Raw genomic sequence first — 20,359 nt, 5'->3', positions numbered from 1 at the left:
TTGCCCGCGATTGAAACGACGCGGTGAGACTGGCTCACCGCGCCCATTGCTTACTCCAAAGCAGAAGCCGGCCCAAAGAACTCATAACGACTCTGCTTCTCCGGCACCCCCAGCGCTTTCAAGTGGCGCTTTATCGCCGCCATAAAGCCCTTTGGCCCCAGGAAGTAAGCATCCAGATCCCGCTGCTGCGGCAACCACACGCCCAGTTGTTCCTGGCTCAACAACCCGACCTTATCCGCTGCCGGGCTCACACCATCATCTTCGGCATAGCAATAAAAGCGCTTGAGCTGCGGATGACGCTCGGCCAGACCATCAATCCAGTCACGGAACGCGTGGACGCTGCCATTGCGCGCGCAGTGGATAAAGTGCACCGGCCGTTCGGTCGCCAGCGCCGCTTCAAGCATCGCGATGGTCGGGGTAATGCCGACGCCGCCGCTGATCAGCACCAGCGGTTTGTCGCTGGCGGTCAGGGTGAATTCACCCGATGGCGGGAACAGTTGGATGCTCGCGCCCACATGCAATTGATCATGCAGGTGGTTAGAGGCGCGGCCACCGGTTTCGCGTTTGACGCTGATGCGGTACTGGCCGTTGTCGGACAGGGACGACAGCGAGTAGTTACGACGAATCTCCTCGCCATCCAGGATCAGTTTCATACCGATGTACTGACCAGGTTCGGCGGCGAGAATCGGACCTTTGTCCGCAGGTTCGAAGTAGAAGGAGATGATTTCCGTGCTTTCCTCGACCTTGGCCACCACGATGAACTCCCGCGCCCCACGCCAGCCGCCCGGAGCCTGTTCTTTCTGATCGTAGATGCTGGTTTCAGCGCCGATCAGGATGTCGGCCAATTGGTTGTAGGCAGCGCCCCAGGCGCCGATCACTTCCGGCGTGGCGATTTCTTCGCCCAGCACTTCGGCGATGGCGCGCAACAGGCAGGTGCCGACAATCGGGTAGTGTTCCGGGAGAATTTGCAGGGCCACGTGCTTGTTTATGATCTTCGCCACCAGATCGCCCAACTGATCGAGTTGATCGATGTGCCGCGCATACATCAACACGCCGTTAGCCAGGGCGCGGGGCTGATCGCCGCTGGCCTGGTGGGCCTGGTTAAACAGCGGGCGGACTTCCGGGTATTCAGAGAGCATCATGCGGTAGAAGTGAGTGATCAGCGCTTCACCACCGCTTTCCAGCAGCGGCACGGTGGATTTGACGATGGCACGGTCTTGAACGCTAAGCATTAGGGCAACTCCTGAGCTTGGATGTGAATGCCTTAGGTTTATCAGTTTCCATGCCAACAATTAAAACCTTATAAATCAGCTAGTTAATCTCAGCGTAGTCATATCGACACAGACTGCTTTATAGTCACACCGACTACATGGAGTCACTATGACTGCAAAATCCCTGCTCACCGCCCTGCTCCCACTGGTCTCCGACCTTTCCCGCGAACTGCCGGAAGGCGAGCGCTATCGGCGCCTGCTCGAAGCCATGCGCGCCCTGCTGCCCTGCGATGCCGCCGCCCTGCTGCGCCTCGACGGTGAATGGCTGGTGCCGCTGGCCGTGGACGGCTTGAGCACCGATACCCTGGGCCGACGCTTCAAAGTCAGCGAACACCCGCGCTTCGAGGCCTTGCTCAGCAGTCCCGGCCCGACCCGCTTCGCCGCCGACAGCGAGTTGCCCGACCCTTACGACGGCTTGGTCGATGGCCTCGACGAACACCTGGAAGTGCATGACTGCATGGGCTGCCCGCTGTTTATCGATGAGCGCCCGTGGGGCCTGTTGACCCTCGATGCCCTGGACCCGGAACGCTTCGAACCGATCGAACTCGACGCCCTGCAAGCCTTCGCCAGTCTCGCCGCCGCCACCGTCAACGCCGCCGAGCGTATCCAGCGCCTGGCCAATCGCGCCGAAGACGAACACCAGCGCGCCGAGGTCTACCGCCAGGCCAGCGGCCAGCAGAACCGCGAGATGATCGGCCAGAGCAAGGCCCACAAACGCCTGGTGGAAGAAATCAGCCTGGTGGGCGGCAGCGACCTCACCGTGCTGATCACCGGTGAAACCGGGGTCGGCAAGGAGCTGGTGGCCCAGGCGATTCACGCCGCCTCGTCCCGGGCCGACAAGCCGATCATCAGCCTCAACTGCGCCGCCCTGCCGGACACACTGGTGGAGAGCGAGTTGTTCGGCCACGTGCGCGGCGCCTTCACCGGGGCAACCAGCGACCGGCGTGGCAAATTCGAACTGGCCAATGGCGGCACGCTGTTTCTCGATGAAGTCGGCGAACTGTCCCTGACCGTGCAGGCCAAGCTGTTGCGGGTGCTGCAAAGCGGTCAGTTGCAGCGCTTGGGCTCGGATAAAGAGCATCAAGTGGACGTGCGGCTGATCGCGGCGACCAACCGTGACCTGGCTGAAGAAGTGCGCAGTGGTCGCTACCGCGCCGACTTCTATCATCGGCTGAGCGTTTATCCGTTGTTGGTGCCGGCGCTGCGCGATCGCGGACGTGATGTGTTGCTGCTCAGCGGTTTCTTCCTGGAGCAGAACCGCTCGCGCATGGGCCTCAACAGTTTGCGCCTGAACAGCGATGCCCAAGCGGCGCTACTCGCTTATCAATGGCCGGGGAACGTGCGGGAACTGGAACACTTGATCGGCCGCAGCGCGTTGAAGGCGCTGGGCAACTGCAAGGAACGGCCGAAGATTCTCAGTTTGAGTGCGGCGGATCTGGATTTGCCTCACGGCAGTATTGAAGTGCCGACCGAGCAACCGGCCGTCAGCCCTGTGGCTTTAGTCTCGGGTGACTTGCGGGCGGCAACCGAGGATTATCAGCGCCGACTGATCAACGCTTGTCTGGAACGCCACCATAACAACTGGGCGAGCGCGGCCCGTGAGCTAGGCTTGGATCGGGCGAACCTGGGGCGCATGGCCAAGCGATTGGGGATGAAGTGAGGGCCCTTTCGCGAGCAGGCTCGCTCCCACAGGGGTAATGCATTTCATTGTGGGAGCGAGCCTGCTCGCGAAGTCGTCATACCATTCACCCGAATTTCTAAAGCCTGCCCTTAACAAGTCGATAACCCGGCATCAATAGTTTTTGGCGACTCTTCACTCGCCCATCACCTTTCGCCAAAGAAGGTTTTTTATGTCCACCACCAAAGCCCGCGCAGATTCACTTTCGCTTCTTCTGTTTACCTTGCGCAGCGGCAAGCTGATGGCGATCAACCTGCTGAAAGTCAGTGAAATCATCCCCTGCCCGCCGCTGACCAAGCTGCCGGAGTCGCACCCTCACGTCAAAGGCATCGCCACCCTGCGCGGCACCTCGTTGTCGGTGATCGACCTGAGCCGCGCCATCGGCGAGCGGCCGCTGGAAGATCCCAACGGTGGCTGCCTGATCGTCACCGACGTCAGCCGCTCCAAACAGGGCCTGCACGTGCAGGCCGTGAGCAAGATCGTCCACTGCCTGACCACCGACATCCGTCCGCCACCCTTCGGTTCCGGTGGCCTGCGCTCGTACATCACCGGCGTGACGTCGGTCGACGGCGTGCTGGTGCAAGTGCTGGACATCGAAAAAGTCATCCACGGCATCGCCCCGGCGCAGATCGAGATGGCCCCCACCGAACTGAGCATGGAAGACGCCGAAGTGCTGGGCAACGCGCGAATCCTGGTGGTCGATGACAGCCAGACCGCGCTGCAACAATCGGTGCACACCCTGCGCAACCTCGGCCTGCAATGCCACACCGCCCGCAGCGCCAAGGAAGCCATCGACTGCCTGCTGGACCTGCAAGGCACCGCCCAACAGATCAACCTGATTGTCTCGGACATCGAGATGTCGGAGATGGACGGCTACGCCTTCACCCGCACCCTGCGCGAAACCCCGGACTTCTCGCACCTGTACGTGCTGCTGCACACCTCGCTGGACAGCGCGATGAACAGCGAAAAGGCGCGTCTGGCCGGGGCCAACGGAGTACTGACCAAGTTCTCCTCGCCTGAACTGACCAAATGCCTGATCGAAGCCGCCAGAGCTGTCGCCGAGCAGGGTCACTGAGTTTGGCCGAGGACTTTTGCTTTCTGATGCGGCGCAACCTCGCTGAGGCTGTGCCAGCCTTTGACTGGCCAATCGGCATCGAACTGCGCCAGTACCGCCCCGAATTCGCCGAAGCCGTGCACCAGTTGATGGAGTTGGGTTATCGCGAAGGCGGCGGTCGTGTGCCGGGGCTGGAGGTCTGGCAGAAACGCTTTGAAACCGATCCTGAATACGATCCGAGCCTGTGCTTTATCGCGCTGGATGGCGAAGTAATCGTCGGTGTTTGTCAGTGCTGGACCAGCGCCTACATCAAGAGCCTGGTGGTGCATCCCCGCGCGCAAGGCCTCGGTCTGGGCCGGGCCTTGTTGCTGAATGCTTTCAATGTGTTTCATCAGCGCCGCGAGGGATTTGTCGATCTGAAAGTGCTGGAAGACAATCTTCGGGCACAGCGATTGTATGAAAGTGCCGGAATGCGGGTGGTTCGCCGGGAGCCTGTTCCAGCCTGATACACCGCCTTCGCGGGCAAGCCTCGCGCCTACAGAAGATTGATCCCTGTAGGCGCGAGGCTTGCCCGCGAAGAGGCCCGCACAAACACCCCATAACCATCAGGCATACTCCAACCTTGGCCAACACACACAAGGATGCCCCCTCATGAAAACCACCACCCTGCTCTTCCTCAGCCTCACCGCCCTCGCCACCCAAGCCCACGCCTCCAGCCCCGACGCCTGGGCCGCCTACGACAAAGCCGTCCTCACCGGTTGCACCAAGGCCAGCGGCCTGAAGGACGCCAAACCCGTCGGCACCGCCGCGCAATTCGACGACCGCGTCGGCTATACCGCGCTCCTGCTGCAAGGCCAATACCCGCAAAAGCATATGAAAGGTCAGCAAGGCACCGAGTTGTGCCTCTACGACAAAAAAGCCAAAACCGCCTACGTCACCGAATGGGACTCCATCCGCCCCACGGCCAAAAAGCCGTGAGTGGCGCATAACTTGCTTCGACCCAAGCCTGTGCGGTGGCTTTCTGTCGCCCCTTCATGCCCTCACATGCGACCGGTCGATCAATGAATACGACGTTTTCCTGCGTAGGTTGCGGCAAATGCTGCAACGATCACCACGTGCCCCTGACCCTGACGGAAGCCCGCATGTGGGCGCACGATGGCGGCCAGGTGATCGTGCTGGTGGAAGGCTTCCTGGGCACCGGCCTGGGTCTGCCGGTGCAGCAGCGGGACCACGCCGAACGTCGATCGGTAAAAGTTCGAAGTGGCGCCAGCGATGCGTACGTCGCCATCACCTTCGCCGCCTACAACGTCGGCCCCTGCCGGAATCTTGACGAAGACAACCTCTGCCGTATCTACGAACGCCGGCCGCTGGTGTGCCGCATCTACCCGATGGAAATCAATCCGCACATTCCCCTGAACCCGGCGGTGAAGGATTGCCCGCCCGAGTCGTGGGAACAAGGGCCGAACCTGATTGTGGGTGGCGAGTTGGTCGATCAGGAACTAGCCACGCTGATCCAGCGCTCGCGCCAGGCCGATCGCGATGATGTACAGACCAAGAATGCGATTTGCGGGTTGCTGGGGATTCGTACCACTGCGCTGAAGGGCGACGGGTTCACTGCCTATTTGCCGGAGATGGGCGCTTTTGCTTCAGTGATCGATCAGGTCGTGGCGCAGCCGTTGGAAGCGCCGGACGGCGAATGGCTGTTTCATGTCTCGGGCGAGGACATCGCCGGGCAAGTGCTGGCGGAGGGGGCTGAAGTGGCGACTGATGTGCCGCTCAACTATGCGTTTATCTCGTTGCGGGCGGCTTGATCCAAGCGATGCGTTGCCTTTGAAGGCCCCTTCGCGAGCAGGCTCGCTCCCACATTGGAATGCATTTCCCGTGGGGGCAGGGGCATTACGGTGGCCTTCGTCGAGAGTTCACGGAAGTGAATCTTCGACGAGTGGCCACCGACTTTCCCAGAAGATGAATCGCTCATTCTTGCGGGAAGTGTCTCTGTATCAGGAAGGCATTTTTTCGGATCAGCGTTTACCCATCGAACGACGCGTACCCGGTGGCGCGGCGCCAGGGGTCTTGGTGTGGCCGTTCTTGGCGCCGTTCTTGTACCACGGCTGGCTGGCGTTCTTGGCCGCGGCCAGTTCGCCCGGTTTGAACGGAAACTTGAACGCCGGGATCGCGGCTTTGGTTTCGCTGTCTGCGCTGGAGTCGACGCTGTCTGGCAGGTCTGCCGGGTCGTCGCTCAAAGCGTCGGCGACCGGCGGTTGTGTCGGGGAAGTCATGAAAGCTCCGGGTGGTGCACAAAGAGTCGGGCCCGGTGGGTGGGCCGCGAAAGGCGCGAGTATAACTGGATGGAGCGCTGCAAGCTGCAAGCATCAAGCGGCAAGTCGTCGGTCAGTGGGTTTTGGCGGTGTCACCGCTGACGCCTTCGCGGGCAAGCCTCGCTCCTACAGGGGAATGCATTTCAAATGTAGGAGCAAGGCTTGCCCGCGATGAACGATAACGCGCTCCATCTGACTGACAGCAGGCCCAAACTGACAGCGCCGTCAGTTAGCAGTCACCTTCCTGACCGGGTAACAGGACTATAAGGGGAGGTATAAAATCTGACCCTATTCCCGTCCCTCTAGCCCGGCGCCCCACTCGCATGCGAATTCAGAAAAAATCCGCGTTGATCGCAGCCCCTCTGATTGTCCTGGCAGCGCTGGGTCTGTGGTACGCCACCAAACCGGCCACCGCCAAACTCGCCGCCCCGACGGCGATCCCGGTGCGGGTTGTCGCGGTCACCGAAAAAGATGTGCCGCGCTTTGTCAGCGGTATCGGTTCGGTGTTGTCCCTGCACAGCGTGGTAGTGCGTCCGCAAATCGACGGCATTCTCACCAAATTGCTGGTCAAGGAAGGTCAACTGGTCAAGACCGGCGACTTGCTCGCCACCATCGACGACCGCTCGATTCGCGCCAGTCTCGACCAGGCCCGCGCCCAACTCGGCGAAAGCCAGGCGCAGTTGCAAGTGGCGCTGGTCAACCTCAAGCGCTACAAACTGCTCAGCGTCGATGACGGCGTGTCCAAGCAGACCTATGACCAGCAACAAGCGCTGGTCAACCAACTCAAAGCCACCGCCCAGGGCAATCAAGCGTCCATCGATGCGGCCCAGGTGCAGCTTTCCTACACGCAGATTCGCTCCCCGGTCACCGGTCGCGTCGGTATTCGTACCGTCGACGAGGGCAACTTCCTGCGCATGGCAGACGCTCAAGGGCTGTTCACCGTGACCCAGATCGACCCGATTGCCGTGGAATTCTCCCTGCCGCAACAAATGCTGCCGACCCTGCAAGGCTTGATCGGCGACCCGCAACGCGCCCAGGTCAAGGCCTACATCGGCGCCGACACCGATGGCGAAACCGGCAACCTGCTGGGCGAAGGCCACCTGACCCTGATCGACAACCAGATCAGCGCCAACACCGGGACCATCCGCGCCAAGGCTGAATTCAACAATCCAAACCAGAAACTCTGGCCCGGCCTGCTGGTGACGGTAAAGATTCAGACAGCGCTGGATAAAGATGCGCTGGTGGTGCCACCGACTGTCGTACAGCGCGGCCTCGATCAGCACTTCGTGTATCGGATCAACGGCGATAAGGTCGAAACCGTGCAAGTACAAATGGTCTACCAAGGCAGCGGCCAGGACATCATCACCGGCGTCAAACCCGGTGACGTGCTGGTCAGCGATGGCCAGTCGCGGCTCAAGCCCGGCTCGACGGTGCAGGTGCTGACGGAGCCGCCGCAAGTGGTGCAAGCGGAGCCTAAACAATGAGAGGGCCTTCCGCGTGGTGCATCGATCACCCGGTCGCCACCATCCTGCTGACCTTTGCCCTGGTGCTGCTGGGCGTGATCGCTTTCCCGCGACTGCCGATCGCGCCGCTGCCGGAAGCCGAATTCCCGACGATTCAGGTCAACGCGCAACTGCCCGGCGCCAGCCCTGACACCATGGCCTCATCGGTGGCCACGCCGCTGGAGGTGCAATTCAGTGCCATCCCCGGCATGACCCAAATGACCTCCAGCAGCGCATTGGGCTCGAGCCTGCTGACCCTGCAATTCACCCTCGATAAAAGCATCGACACCGCCGCCCAGGAAGTCCAGGCCGCGATCAACACCGCCGCCGGCAAACTGCCCAAGGACATGCCGACTCTGCCAACCTGGAAGAAGGTCAACCCGGCCGATAGCCCGGTGCTGATCCTCAGCGTCAGCTCCACACAAATGCCCGGCACCGAACTCAGTGACCTGGTGGAAACCCTGCTCTCGCGTCAGATCAGTCAGATCGACGGTGTAGGCCAAATCAACATCACCGGTCAGCAACGTCCGGCGATCCGCGTTCAAGCGTCAGCCGACAAACTGGCCGCTATCGGCCTGACCCTGGCGGACATTCGCCTGGCAATCCAGCAGACCAGCCTCAACCTGGCCAAAGGTGCGTTGTACGGTGAGTCGAGCATTTCGACCCTGTCCACCAACGACCAGTTGTTCCACCCCGACGAATACAGCCAACTCATTGTTTCCTACAAGGACGGTGCACCGGTTCACCTCAAAGATGTCGCCAAAGTCGTCAACGGTTCGGAAGATGCCTACGTCCAGGCCTGGGCCGGCGATCAACCTGGTGTGAACCTGGTGATTTCCCGGCAACCGGGGGCGAACATCGTCGAAACCGTGGATCGGATTCAAGCCGCCCTGCCAGGCCTGGAAGCGATGTTGCCGGCCTCGGTGCAGGTCAAGGTGTTGATCGACCGCACCCAGACCATCCGCGCGTCGTTGCACGAAGTGGAAATCACCCTGCTGATCGCGATCATGCTGGTGGTGGCGGTGATGGCGCTGTTCCTGCGTCAGTGGTCGGCGACCATGATTGTGTCGGCGGTGCTCGGTGTGTCGCTGACCGCCAGTTTCGCCCTGATGTACATCATGGGCTTCAGCCTGAACAACCTGACCCTGGTGGCCATCGTGGTGGCCGTGGGGTTTGTGGTGGACGATGCGATTGTGGTGGTGGAAAACATTCACCGTCACCTGGAGGCTGGCGACGGCATGCGCGAGGCCGCGATCAAAGGTGCCGGCGAGATTGGTTTCACCGTGGTCTCGATCAGTTTCTCGCTGGTCGCCGCGTTTATTCCGTTGCTGTTTATGGGCGGTGTGGTCGGGCGGTTGTTTAAAGAATTCGCCCTGACCGCGACCTCGACCATCATGATTTCGGTGGTGGTGTCGCTGACGTTGGCGCCAACCCTGGCCGCGTTGTTCATGCGTGCGCCGGTGCATCATGCCCACAGCAAACCGACCTTTGGCGAACGCTTGCTGGCGGGCTACGAAAAACTACTGCGCCGCGCCCTCGCCCATCAGAAGCTGATGATTGGGGTGTTCTGCTTGTCCCTGGGCCTGGCCATCGCCGGTTACATCTTCATCCCCAAAGGCTTCTTCCCGATTCAGGACACCGGTTTCGTCCTTGGCACCACCGAAGCGGCTGCGGACATTTCCTACGGCGACATGGTGAAAAAACACCTGGCGATGGCGGAAATCGTCGCGGCAGATCCGGCGGTCCAGGCGTTTTCCCACTCCGTCGGCGTTTCCGGCAGCAACCAGACCATCGCCAACGGCCGGTTCTGGATTGCCCTGAAAAAACGCGGCGACCGTGATGTGACCGCCAGCCAGTTCATCGACCGGATTCGCCCGCAACTGATGAAAGTCCCCGGCATCGTACTGTACCTGCGCGCCGGCCAGGATATCAACCTCAGTTCCGGCCCGAGCCGCGCCCAGTACCAATACGTGCTCAAGAGCAACGACGGCCCGACACTCAGCACCTGGACCCAGCGCCTGACGGACAAGCTGCGGACCAACCCGGCGTTCCGCGACATTTCCAACGACCTGCAACTGGGCGGCAGCATCACCCACATCAGCATCGACCGCAGCGCGGCGGCTCGTTTTGGCCTGACCGCCAGCGATGTCGACGAAGCGTTGTATGACGCCTTCGGCCAGCGGCAGATCAACGAGTTCCAGACCCAGATCAACCAGTACAACGTGATTCTGGAGCTGGACACCAAGCAGCGCGGCAAGGCCGAAAGCCTGAACTATTTCTACCTGCGCTCGCCGTTGAGCGGTGAAATGGTGCCGTTGTCGGCCCTGGCGAAGTTCGATGCACCGACCATTGGCCCGCTGTCCATCGCCCACGACGGGATGTTCCCCGCCGCCAACCTGTCGTTCAACCTGGCACCCGGCGTTGCATTGGGCGACGCGGTGATTTTGCTCAATCAGGCCAAGGCCGAAATCGGCATGCCGGCGGCGATCAGCGGTAATTTCCAGGGCGCGGCCCAGGCGTTCCAGAGTTCGCTGGCCAGCCAGCCGTGGCTGATTCTGGCGGCGCTGGTGGCGGTGTACATCATTCTCGGCGTGCTTTATGAAAGCTTCGTCCATCCGCTGACCATCATCTCGACCCTGCCGTCGGCGGGGCTCGGCGCGGTGATCATGCTGTGGATCTGGGGCCAGGACTTTTCGATCATGGCGTTGATCGGTCTGGTGTTGCTGATCGGCATCGTCAAGAAAAACGGCATCCTGATGATCGACTTCGCCCTCGAAGCCCAGCGCAAGGGTGGCTTGCCGCCGGAAGAGGCGATTTTCCAGGCCTGTATCACGCGGTTCCGGCCGATCATCATGACCACCCTCGCCGCCCTGCTCGGCGCGTTGCCGCTGATGCTCGGCTACGGCACCGGCGCCGAACTGCGCCAGCCACTGGGGATTGCCGTAGTCGGCGGCCTGCTGGTGAGTCAGGCGCTGACGCTGTTTACCACTCCGGTCATATACTTGTGGCTTGAGCGACTTTTCCATAGACCCAATCCAGAGCCACTGCCGGCACTGGCGACCACAGACTGAGGCGGGGTCATGCGCGTTCTGATTATCGAAGATGAAGAAAAAACCGCGGATTATCTGCACCGCGGCCTGACGGAACAGGGTTACACCGTGGACCTGGCGCGGGACGGCGTCGAAGGCCTGCACCTGGCGCTGGAAAGCGACTACGCGGTGATCATCCTCGACGTGATGTTGCCGGGCCTCGACGGCTTCGGCGTACTGCGAGCCTTGCGCGCGCGCAAGCAAACCCCGGTGATAATGCTCACCGCCCGCGAGCGCGTGGAAGACCGCATCAAAGGCCTGCGCGATGGCGCCGATGATTACCTCGGCAAACCGTTTTCTTTCCTTGAATTGGTGGCGCGCCTGCAAGCGTTGACCCGGCGCAGCGGCGGCCATGAACCGGTGCAAGTGAGCATCGCCGACCTGTGGATCGATTTGATCAGCCGCAAGGCCACCCGCGCCGGCACGCGCCTGGACTTGACGGCCAAGGAGTTCTCGCTGCTCAGCGTATTGGCGCGGCGCCAGGGTGAAATCCTGTCGAAAACCGCGATTGCCGAGATGGTCTGGGACATCAATTTCGACAGCGACGCCAACGTCGTCGAAGTCGCGATCAAACGCCTGCGGGCCAAGCTCGACGGGCCATTCGACGAGAAGTTGCTGCACACGATTCGTGGCATGGGTTATGTGCTGGAGAGTCGCGGTGTCCAGTAACTCGATCGCGCTGCGTCTGAGCGGGATGTTTACGCTGGTGGCGCTGCTGGTGTTTCTGTTGATCGGCTGGGCGTTGTATCAGCAGGTCGACAAGGGCTTGGGCCTGTTGCCCGAAGCCGAATTGGACGCACGTTACAGCGTGCTCGAATCCACGGTCGGCCGTTACGGTACGCCCGAGCATTGGGTGAAGATCAACAACAAGCTCAAGTTGCTCGGCGAAGAAGACAAGCGCATCAGTTTCTGGATCATCAGCGGCAATCCGCAGTACGAATACGGCAACATCACCCCGCAGATCCGCGCATTTGCTGAAGGACCGCTGGGCCGGCGGGACTTGTTGCTGCCGGATCACTCTTATCCATTGAAAGTACTGGTCAGCCAGTTTCCGGCCAAGGACCAGCGCCCGCCATTGCGCTTCATGATCGGCATCGACACCGAGACATTTCTACAGACCCAGCATCATTTGCTGATTGCCCTGATCAGCCTGGCGATTATCGGTGTGCTGCTGGCTTCGGCCCTGGGTTACTGGGTGGCGCGGATCGGCCTCAAGCCGTTGATCAAGTTGTCCCAGGAAGCCCAGCGCCTGGCGCCGCCATTGCGTGCGGGGCGCTTGCGCCTGTCGCCGTTGCCGCCGGAGCTGGATCAGTTTGTCAGTTCGTTCAACTCCACGCTGGAACGGGTTGAGCAGGCTTATTCGCGCCTGGAGTCGTTCAACGCCGACGTCGCCCACGAATTGCGCTCGCCGCTGACCAACCTGATTGGCCAGACGCAAGTGGCGCTGACCCGAGGACGTTCGGCGGAACATTATTTCGAAGTGCTGCAATCGAACCTCGAAGAACTGGAACGGCTGCGCTCGATTATCAATGACATGCTGTTCCTCGCCAGCGCCGACCAGGGCAGCAAGGCCACCAAACTGACCTCCACATCCCTGGCCGATGAAGTGGCCACGACTTTGGAGTATCTGGATTTCATTCTGGAAGATGCCCAGGTTCAGGTGCAGGTCAGCGGTGATGCGCAAGTGCGGATCGAAATCGCGCATCTGCGTCGGGCGTTGATCAATTTGCTGAGCAATGCGGTGCAGCACACCCAGCCTGGGCAGGTGATTGAGGTGCGGATCGAGGTTGAGGAGCATCAGGTGAGTATCGGCGTGGCCAATCCGGGGTCGCCGATTGCCAGTGAGCACCTGCCGCGGTTGTTCGAGCGGTTTTATCGGGTGGATGCGTCGCGCAGTAACAGCGGCAACAACCACGGGCTCGGTTTGGCGATTGTGAAAGCGATTGCGCTGATGCATGGCGGGGATGTGTTTGTGCGCAGTGATCATGGGATGAATACCTTCGGTATCCATCTCCCGGTTTGATGATCGTTCCCACGCTCTGCGTGGGAATGCAGCCCGGGACGCTCCGCGTCCCATTGGAACGCGGAGCGTCCCTTGAGGCATTCCCACGCAGAGCGTGGGAACGATCAAAGGCTGCGATCTTTGCTTTATCCGCAACAGTCCTTTCTGAAATCCGCTCTGTTTCCCATCGTCCTTGAACCTTAACCTTGGCGCACTAAACAGCACTTGCCAAGCAAGAAGGTTTTAAAGATGTCCAACACCATGGGTATTGCCAGCGCTTTCGTTTTGTCCACTTTGTTCCTGTCTCCGGTCGCCATGGCTGAAGAATCGCCGTCCTTCGTCGCACAGAATGCGACGCGGGCCAAAGCGTTCCAACAGGCACAGGCCGAGATGACCGCCAAGGCGCGCGATGCTGAGCAAACCCCTCAAGCGTCCACTTCTGCAGCCCGGCCAACGGTTGAGAAAGACAGCTGATCCACCGTATCGCTCTGTTTCCCTCGACACTTTTCATCGGCTCTTCCCTTTGAAAAGTTGTCTTCAAAGCCGCTGCTATCAGCGGCTTTTTTTATTGTGCAGAAAACACCTCCCGCTTCGTCTCCCTAAACAAGAAGTAAAAAACGTCGATCCATGAACTGACGTTAATGACCCAAAAGGAGCTGTACCGCACGTGTCTTTTTCTCTGAAACTCAGTCCGTTGTTCATTGCAATCGCTGCAACGATGGCCGCCAATGCACAGGCCGCCGATGAATCCAGCCGCGAAGGTTTTGTCGAAGGGTCGAGCCTCAACCTCAACGCCCGCAACTACTACATGAACCGCAACCGCCATCAACACACCGATGACAACATTGAATGGGGCCAAGGGTTTCTCGGCAAGTTCGAATCCGGTTTCACCCAAGGCACCGTCGGTTTCGGTATTGATGCCCACGCCATGCTCGGATTGAAACTCGACGGCGGTGGCGGCACTGACAATTCGAGCATCCTGCCGGTCAGCGATGGCAACGGCAAAGCGCCGGGGTCGTTCTCCACGGCAGGCGGGACGCTGAAAATGCGCGCCTTTGATACCGAGCTGAAGGCTGGCGACCTGTTTCTCACCAACCCGGTGATCGCCGGTGGTGAAAGCCGCATGCTGCCCCAGACGTTTCGTGGCGTCAGCCTGACCAACCACAGCTTCGACGGTTTCCTCATCGAAGGCGGCCAGGCCAGCTTCACCAAGCCTTACAACCAGAGCGGCCACACGCGGATCGGCACGTCCTATGGCAGCCTCGCCGACGGCGACGAGAGCCAGCACCTGAACTGGGCCGGCGTGGCCTGGAGCGGTTTGCCGGGCCTGACCAGCAGCCTGGATGCCGCCGAGCTCAAGGACATCTGGAACCAGTACTACTACGATCTGGATTACACCTATCAGCTCAACGACCTGGTCAGCCTCAACCCCGGCTTGCACTTCTATCACACGCAAGACACCGGCGATGCGCTGCTGGGCAACATCGACAACAACACCTACAGCCTGCATTTCACCGTGGGCGTGGGCAATCACAGCGTCACGGCCGCCTATCAGCGGGTCAACGGCAATACGCCGTTCGACTACATCAGCCAGGGCGACAGCATCTACCTGGACAACTCCCAGCAATACTCGGACTTCAACGGCCCCAACGAGCGCTCGTGGAAGCTCAAGTACGCCTACGATTTCGTGGGGCTCGGCCTGCCCGGCCTGACCTCGGCGGTTTCCTATTCACGAGGTGAAACCGACCTGACCAAGGTCGATCCAGACAGCAAGGGCTACGCCTCGTGGTACAGCGCCGATGGCAAACACGCCAAGCACTGGGAACGCGACATTGATCTGAAGTACGTCGTCCAGGAGGGCAAGGCCAAGGACCTGGCGGTGCGCCTGCAATGGGCGACCAACCGTGGTGGTAATGGATATGGCGCGCTGGATCAGGACACGGATGAATACCGTGTGATCGTCGACTACCCGATCAACGTGTTCTAACCCCAGTCCTGACCTAACAACACAAAACCTGTGGGAGCGAGCCTGCTCGCGAAAGCGGTGTGTCAGTTGATGATGATGTCGACTGAAACTCCGTCTTCGCGAGCAGGCTCGCTCCCACAGGTTGTTCCTGCCCAATTTTCCGTGAATGATCTGTGATAAGCGCACGCCCCCTCGGGAAACGGCGTTTATCGGACTACGCTTACTAAGCCCCTTCAGCAGACATCAGAACCATGACCGCGAGCCGAACCCCCTACATTCCAGGCCGGACCGGACGTCCTGAGCTCCTGCTGATACTCGGCAGTTGCCTGACCGTCATCGCGATTCTCAGTATCGTGACCTTCCTGCTGATCCGCGAGCACGCCAACGCTCAGCAGGCCGCGACCCGTAGCGCGACAACCATTGCCCAACTGATTGATGCCGACGTGCTGCGCACGGTCGAACTCTATGACTTGACCCTGCAAGGGCTGATTGCCGCCTCACAACGGGATGATCTGAAACAGATGCCACCACAGGTCCGCCATCTGGTGCTGTTTGATCGCTCCTCCACGGCGCGTTTCAAGGGTGACATCCTGTTGCTGGACAAGCACGGAGAGGTCCTGGCCGATTCGTCACTGATCGAGCCGAAACCGGGCAACTTCGCCGATCGTGATTACTTCGTCGCCCATGTGTCCAACCGTGACAGCGGAATGTTCATCAGCCGCCCGTTCAAACCCCGCTGCGATTGCGAAGACAAGGACCAGTGGCGGATCAGCTTCAGCCGGCGCATCGCCTCGCCCACCGGGGAGTTTCTTGGGGTGGCCGTGGCGTCGATGCGCCTGGCGTACTTCGATGAATTGTTCAACAGCCTGGACATCGGCGATGACAGCACCCTGAACATCATCAATAACGACGGTATCCTGCTGGCGCAAAAGCCCTACCTGCAAAGCGACTCGATCGGCAAAAGCTTCGCCAGCCGGCCGAATGTCGTGCGCATCCTGCGCGAGGGCAGCGGCAGCTTCAGCAGTGTGTCGAGCATCGACCACCAGAAGCGCTTGTACACCTTTTCCAGGGTCGGCAATTTGCCGTTGACGGTGATTGTCGCCCTGTCCAGCGACGAAGTGTTCGCCACCTGGGAGCGCACGGCAGTGGTGATCAGCGGTGCCACCGGCGTGTTGTGCATCGGTCTGCTCTGGTTGGCCTGGTTGTTGAGTCGCGAACTGCGCCTGCGCCACAACGCCGAGCGGGACCTGGCGCAATTGGCCGCCACCGATGCCCTGACGGGCATGGCCAACCGCCGAACCCTGGATCAGGTCCTGCGCCACGAATGGTTTCGCGCCCAGCGCTCCGCGCTACCGTTGTCGGTGTTAATGATCGATGCCGACCACTTCAAGGCGTTCAATGACCGGCATGGTCATCAGGGCGGTGATGATGCGCTGCGCTCACTGGCCAAGGTGATCAGCGCCAATGTGCGGCGGCCCAGTGATCTGGTCGCCCGCTATGGCGGCGAGGAGTTTTCAGTGATCCTGCCGGAAACCGACAGCGCAGGGGCGCGGCAGATTGCCGAAGCCATTCGCGTCGCAGTGGAGCAACTGCCGTTGGTGGCGGGCGCGGAATCGCCGATGACTGTCAGTATCGGGATAAGTACCTGGACCAGCGCCAGCGAGATCAGCCTGGAACAATTGTTGTTTGCGGCGGACAAGGCGTTGTATCAGGCCAAGGAAGGGGGGCGCAATCGAGTGGTGGCCGGATGATCGTTCCCACGCTCTGCGTGGGAATGCCTCAACGGACGCTCCGCGTTCGGCGTTGGATGGGACGCGGAGCGTCCCGGGCTGCATTCCCACGCAGAGCGTGGGAACGATCGGCATCGGGCATAAAAAAAGGCCACCCGAAGGCAGCCTTTAAAAAACTAGAGAGGTTTTTTGCTTACACGGCCGCAACAGGACGCATGTAAGAGATCGGTGCAGTGCTGGCGTCTTCGAAAGTCACGACTTCCCAAGCATCTGTCTGCTCAATCAACTTGCGCAGCAGCTGGTTGTTCAATGCGTGTCCGGACTTGAAGCCCTTGAACTCACCAATCAGGCTATTGCCCAGCAGGTAGAGGTCACCAATTGCATCGAGGATTTTGTGCTTCACGAATTCGTCTTCATAGCGAAGGCCGTCTTCGTTCAGTACACCATCCGCGTCGACCACAATAGCGTTTTCAACGCTGCCGCCGAGTGCGAGGTTGTGCTTGCGCAGGTACTCAATGTCACTCATGAAACCAAAGGTACGGGCGCGGCTGACTTCTTTTACGAACGAAGTGCTGGAAAAATCCACGCTTGCACTTTGTGTGCGGTTACGGAAAACCGGGTGATCGAAATCGATCTCGAAGCTCACTTTGAAACCTTCGAAAGGGACGAAAGTGGCGCGCTTGTCGCCGTCTTCCACTGTCACTTCCCGCAGGATCCGGATGAACTTCTTGGCGGCGTCCTGCTCTTCCAGGCCGGCCGATTGAATCAGGAATACGAAAGGTCCAGCGCTACCATCCATGATTGGAACTTCGGACGCGGAGAGCTCGACGTAGGCGTTATCGATGCCCAGGCCAGCCATGGCCGAGAGCAAGTGCTCCACCGTATCCACTTTGACGTCACCGTTGACCAGCGTGGTCGACATCGTGGTTTCGCCAACGTTTTCCGCGCGAGCAGGAATCTGCACCACAGGGTCCAGATCGGCACGAACAAACACGATGCCGGTGTCGATAGGCGCAGGCTTGAGGGTCAGGTATACCTTCTCCCCGGAGTGCAGGCCTACACCTGTGGCACGGATAATATTTTTCAGTGTGCGTTGTTTAATCATGGCTTGGGCCGCTTCAGCGCAAATTGCGAACTGGTATCAACAAAGGCTGGCGATAATAGCAGACCACGCCTTTGCTGAACACCAATCACCTTCATAGCCCTGATACATTCCATCAATCAGCCTGACGACGCAGGAAAGCCGGGATGTCCAGGTAATCCAAATCGTCTTGCGGATTCATCTTCGCGGCAGTCGCAGCACCGGCCTGAGCCTGGTTGCGCATGACGGTCGGACGGTCCAGGTCACGGTAGTTAACAGCAGGCGCGTCCTGACGCGAAGGCGCTTGTTGCTGCGGTTGCGATGCCACGGAAGTGTGCATGGTGTTGTCGATAACCTTCACAGGCTTCTCGATTTTCGCGCCCAGACCCGTGGCAACGACGGTCACGTGCAGCTCGTCGCGCATGTCTGGATCGATAACGGTACCGACCTTGACCATCGCGTGCTCGGAAGCGAAGGCTTCAATGATGCTACCCACGTCGGAGTACTCACCCAGGGACAGGTCAGGACCGGCGGTGATGTTCACCAGGATGCCGCGTGCACCTTGCAGGTTCACGTCTTCGAGCAACGGGTTGCGAATGGCCGCTTCGGTGGCCTCGCGTGCACGGTTCGGACCGCTGGCACAGCCAGTGCCCATCATCGCCATGCCCATTTCGCTCATGACAGTCCGTACGTCGGCAAAGTCGACGTTGATCATGCCCGGACGCTTGATGATGTCGGAGATACCGCGAACGGCACCGGCCAGTACATCGTCAGCCTTGGCGAAAGCCGACAGCAGGCTCGCGTCTTTACCGAGGATGGTCAGCAGCTTCTCGTTGGGAATGGTGATCAACGAGTCGACGCTTTCAGACAGCAGACGGATACCTTCGTCGGCGATCTGCATACGCTTGCGGCCTTCGAACGGGAACGGACGGGTCACCACCGCAACGGTGAGGATCCCCATTTCCTTGGCCACTTCGGCAATGATCGGCGCAGCACCGGTACCGGTACCACCGCCCATGCCCGTGGTGATGAACACCATGTTGGTGCCCTGCAGGACTTCGGCAATGCGCTCACGGTCTTCGAGAGCGGCCTGACGACCTACTTCAGGGTTGGCGCCGGCGCCCAGACCTTTGGTCACACCGGTACCCAATTGCAGGATGGTCCGCGCGCCGATGGATTTCAGCGCCTGGGCATCAGTGTTGGCGCAGATGAATTCAACGCCTTCAATGTTGCTCTTGACCATGTGGTTGACAGCGTTGCCGCCGCCTCCGCCAACACCGATAACTTTAATAACCGGGCTTGCGGGGATGTTGTCTACGAGTTCGAACATTTTCCCTCTCCTTACATTCTCTAGTTTTTTCGCCTACTGCGTTTGTTGCGGTGTTGCGGTAATTCTTTAGAAGTTGCCTTGTACCCAGCTCTTGATGCGATCGAGCAAGGCGGGTTTGGCTTCTTCATTGCTGTAACTGTCGCGGCTGCTGATGCCCGAGAACGAAATCCCGTCGGACTGCTTTTGCAGGCCATACATCAACAAGCCAACGCCAGTGGAATAAATCGGGTTGCGGACCACGTCATCCAGACCCTTGACGCCGTGCGGCACGCCCAGACGAACCGGCATGTGGAAAATCTCTTCGGCCAGCTCGACCGCGCCTTCCATCTTCGACGTACCGCCGGTCAGCACGATGCCGGCCGGGATCAGGTCTTCGTAGCCGCTGCGACGCAGTTCGGCCTGGATCAGCGTGAACAGCTCGTCGTAACGCGGCTCGACCACTTCGGCCAGGGCCTGGCGGGACAGCTCGCGGGGTGGACGGTCGCCAACGCTTGGCACCTTGATGGTTTCACCGGCACCGGCCAGTTTGGCCAGGGCGCAGGCGTAGCGAATCTTGATTTCTTCGGCGTACTGGGTCGGAGTGCGCAACGCCATGGCGATGTCGTTGGTCACCTGATCGCCCGCAATCGGGATCACCGCGGTGTGACGGATCGCGCCTTCGGTGAAGATCGCGATGTCGGTGGTGCCGCCGCCGATGTCCACCAGGCACACGCCCAGCTCTTTCTCGTCGTCGGTCAGAACCGAATAGGCCGAGGCCAGTTGCTCGAGAATGATGTCGTCGATTTCCAGACCGCAGCGACGCACGCATTTTTCAATGTTCTGTGCGGCGTTGACGGCGCAGGTCACCACGTGGACCTTGGCTTCCAGGCGTACGCCCGACATGCCCAGGGGCTCACGAACGCCTTCCTGGTTATCGATCACGTAATCCTGCGGCAGGGTGTGCAGCACCCGCTGGTCCGCCGGGATCGCCACGGCCTGGGCGGCGTCGAGGACGCGCTCAAGGTCGGCGGCGCTGACTTCACGGTCACGAATCGCCACGATGCCGTGGGAGTTCAGGCTGCGGATGTGATTGCCGGCCACGCCGACGAACGCCGAGTGGATCCGGCAACCGGCCATCAGCTGCGCTTCTTCGATGGCGCGCTGGATCGACTGCACGGTGGACTCGATGTTTACCACCACGCCTTTCTTCAGGCCGCGGGACGGATGAGTGCCGATCCCGACGATTTCCAGCGTGCCGTCGTCCGAAACCTCGCCGACCAGCGCCACCACTTTGGAGGTGCCGATATCGAGACCGACGATCATTTTGCCGCTTTGCACGTTTGCCATGGGTCCTGCCTC

At 60.3% G+C, this 20,359-nt stretch carries 17 protein-coding genes; 12 read left to right on the top strand and 5 right to left on the bottom strand.

Annotated elements, in window-relative coordinates; all coding sequences use genetic code 11:
• Positions 1-50: 50 nt before the first annotated feature.
• Positions 51-1,232: an NO-inducible flavohemoprotein gene (hmpA, locus tag BK667_RS18260; protein WP_123598471.1), complete on the bottom strand. Its 1,182-nt coding sequence runs from the start codon at positions 1,230-1,232 to the stop codon at positions 51-53.
• Positions 1,233-1,380: 148 nt separating this feature from the next.
• Here hmpA and norR point away from each other — a divergent pair, with 148 nt between their 5' ends.
• The 5 genes from norR (at position 1,381) to BK667_RS18235 (ending at position 5,814) form a co-directional block, all read left to right on the top strand.
• The gene (gene norR / locus BK667_RS18255; RefSeq protein WP_123598470.1) at positions 1,381-2,931 is read left to right on the top strand and encodes a nitric oxide reductase transcriptional regulator NorR; all 1,551 of its coding nucleotides are present in this window, start codon (positions 1,381-1,383) and stop codon (positions 2,929-2,931) included.
• A 190-nt stretch (positions 2,932-3,121) separates the two neighbouring features.
• Positions 3,122-4,024, top strand: coding sequence for a chemotaxis protein CheV (locus BK667_RS18250; protein WP_123509259.1), 903 nt, complete (start codon positions 3,122-3,124; stop codon positions 4,022-4,024).
• Between the two features lie 26 nt (positions 4,025-4,050).
• A complete protein-coding gene (locus tag BK667_RS18245) occupies positions 4,051-4,509 on the top strand; it encodes a GNAT family N-acetyltransferase (protein ID WP_123598483.1) in 459 nt (152 codons plus the stop codon).
• Between the two features lie 145 nt (positions 4,510-4,654).
• Complete coding sequence (locus tag BK667_RS18240) at positions 4,655-4,981, top strand: hypothetical protein (protein WP_123598469.1); 327 nt, start codon at positions 4,655-4,657, stop codon at positions 4,979-4,981.
• Positions 4,982-5,064: 83 nt separating this feature from the next.
• Positions 5,065-5,814 carry a YkgJ family cysteine cluster protein gene (locus tag BK667_RS18235; protein WP_123598468.1) on the top strand — a complete coding sequence of 250 codons (750 nt, stop codon included), beginning with the start codon at positions 5,065-5,067 and terminating at the stop codon, positions 5,812-5,814.
• A gap of 210 nt (positions 5,815-6,024) precedes the next feature.
• Here BK667_RS18235 and BK667_RS18230 read toward each other — a convergent pair whose 3' ends face one another.
• A complete protein-coding gene (locus tag BK667_RS18230) occupies positions 6,025-6,282 on the bottom strand; it encodes a hypothetical protein (protein WP_123410172.1) in 258 nt (85 codons plus the stop codon).
• 362 nt (positions 6,283-6,644) lie between these two features.
• Between BK667_RS18230 and BK667_RS18225 the strand changes: the two genes are divergently transcribed.
• The 7 genes from BK667_RS18225 (at position 6,645) to BK667_RS18190 (ending at position 16,631) form a co-directional block, all read left to right on the top strand.
• Positions 6,645-7,805 (top strand): efflux RND transporter periplasmic adaptor subunit, encoded by a 1,161-nt coding sequence (locus BK667_RS18225; RefSeq protein ID WP_123598467.1) that lies wholly within the window; start codon positions 6,645-6,647, stop codon positions 7,803-7,805.
• The gene (locus BK667_RS18220) at positions 7,802-10,894 is read left to right on the top strand and encodes a multidrug efflux RND transporter permease subunit (RefSeq protein ID WP_123598466.1); all 3,093 of its coding nucleotides are present in this window, start codon (positions 7,802-7,804) and stop codon (positions 10,892-10,894) included. The genes BK667_RS18225 and BK667_RS18220 overlap by 4 nt, the downstream gene beginning before the upstream one ends.
• A 9-nt stretch (positions 10,895-10,903) precedes the next feature.
• Complete coding sequence (locus BK667_RS18215; protein WP_054045531.1) at positions 10,904-11,581, top strand: heavy metal response regulator transcription factor; 678 nt, start codon at positions 10,904-10,906, stop codon at positions 11,579-11,581.
• Complete coding sequence (locus BK667_RS18210; protein WP_123598465.1) at positions 11,571-12,935, top strand: heavy metal sensor histidine kinase; 1,365 nt, start codon at positions 11,571-11,573, stop codon at positions 12,933-12,935. The genes BK667_RS18215 and BK667_RS18210 overlap by 11 nt, the downstream gene beginning before the upstream one ends.
• A gap of 228 nt (positions 12,936-13,163) precedes the next feature.
• Positions 13,164-13,388 carry a hypothetical protein gene (locus tag BK667_RS18205; RefSeq protein WP_123598464.1) on the top strand — a complete coding sequence of 75 codons (225 nt, stop codon included), beginning with the start codon at positions 13,164-13,166 and terminating at the stop codon, positions 13,386-13,388.
• A 244-nt stretch (positions 13,389-13,632) separates the two neighbouring features.
• Positions 13,633-14,901 carry an OprD family porin gene (locus BK667_RS18200; protein WP_375539178.1) on the top strand — a complete coding sequence of 423 codons (1,269 nt, stop codon included), beginning with the start codon at positions 13,633-13,635 and terminating at the stop codon, positions 14,899-14,901.
• Between the two features lie 230 nt (positions 14,902-15,131).
• On the top strand, positions 15,132-16,631 hold the full coding sequence (locus BK667_RS18190; RefSeq protein ID WP_123598462.1) for a sensor domain-containing diguanylate cyclase: 1,500 nt from the start codon (positions 15,132-15,134) through the stop codon (positions 16,629-16,631).
• A 172-nt stretch (positions 16,632-16,803) separates the two neighbouring features.
• Here BK667_RS18190 and lpxC read toward each other — a convergent pair whose 3' ends face one another.
• From lpxC to ftsA, 3 genes are all read right to left on the bottom strand, one after another.
• Positions 16,804-17,715: a UDP-3-O-acyl-N-acetylglucosamine deacetylase gene (gene lpxC, locus BK667_RS18185; RefSeq protein ID WP_054045542.1), complete on the bottom strand. Its 912-nt coding sequence runs from the start codon at positions 17,713-17,715 to the stop codon at positions 16,804-16,806.
• A gap of 112 nt (positions 17,716-17,827) precedes the next feature.
• Positions 17,828-19,021 (bottom strand): cell division protein FtsZ, encoded by a 1,194-nt coding sequence (gene ftsZ / locus BK667_RS18180; protein WP_008147521.1) that lies wholly within the window; start codon positions 19,019-19,021, stop codon positions 17,828-17,830.
• A gap of 66 nt (positions 19,022-19,087) precedes the next feature.
• Complete coding sequence (gene ftsA / locus BK667_RS18175) at positions 19,088-20,347, bottom strand: cell division protein FtsA (RefSeq protein ID WP_054045544.1); 1,260 nt, start codon at positions 20,345-20,347, stop codon at positions 19,088-19,090.
• Between the last annotated feature and the right edge of the window lie 12 nt (positions 20,348-20,359).

Origin of the sequence: Pseudomonas frederiksbergensis, assembly GCF_003732705.1 — a bacterium.
Taxonomy (GTDB): domain Bacteria; phylum Pseudomonadota; class Gammaproteobacteria; order Pseudomonadales; family Pseudomonadaceae; genus Aquipseudomonas; species Aquipseudomonas frederiksbergensis_F.
This window is presented reverse-complemented; position numbering and strand designations above follow the sequence as displayed.